The sequence below is a fragment of the Acetobacter cibinongensis genome (assembly GCF_000963925.1).
GTDB classification, from domain to species: Bacteria; Pseudomonadota; Alphaproteobacteria; order Acetobacterales; family Acetobacteraceae; genus Acetobacter; species Acetobacter cibinongensis.
In genome coordinates this window covers 1-433 of sequence record NZ_BAMV01000119.1, presented here as the reverse complement: position 1 = coordinate 433, position 433 = coordinate 1, and the positions used below count along the sequence as shown (strand labels likewise).

General features: G+C 51.0%; 1 pseudogene. It reads right to left on the bottom strand.

Features of this window, described 5'->3' with window-relative positions:
* Positions 1-222 (bottom strand): annotated as a pseudogene (locus Abci_RS14035) (hypothetical protein); the annotation flags it as partial.
* Between the last annotated feature and the right edge of the window lie 211 nt (positions 223-433).

The following is a 433-nucleotide window of genomic DNA, read 5'->3' as shown; positions in this document are numbered from 1 at the left end:
TTGTTGCTCATGAATTCTTCTTACCTCACAGGTCTTGCTGTCTCCACAAAACCCGGGGCAATTCAGACCGCCTTTGCTGCCGTCTGAATAGGCCAGAGCCTTGTTCAGATCAGAACGGAAGACTTCAAAATCCACAGTCCGGGAAAACGCTTCAAGCTGGTCACCCAGCCCGCTCAACCGGGCAAGCCGCTCTTCAACATCAAAGAAACCCAACTGCTTCATCTTCCATACCCCCCAAATCAACGCAGAGGGAATGGAATCACACAGAGAGGCCCAAAACCAGAGGGTTTTTCGAACCCTCCAAGTTCGATCTTACGTTGGCCAAGGAACAGATCAGGCGAAATGACAGTCAGGGCGCGCCGATGCTGGTCAAGGAAGTAGAGGCAAAACTCCCAGAACTAGGCTCAGGACTCATTCTTTAAGGTAGAAGATG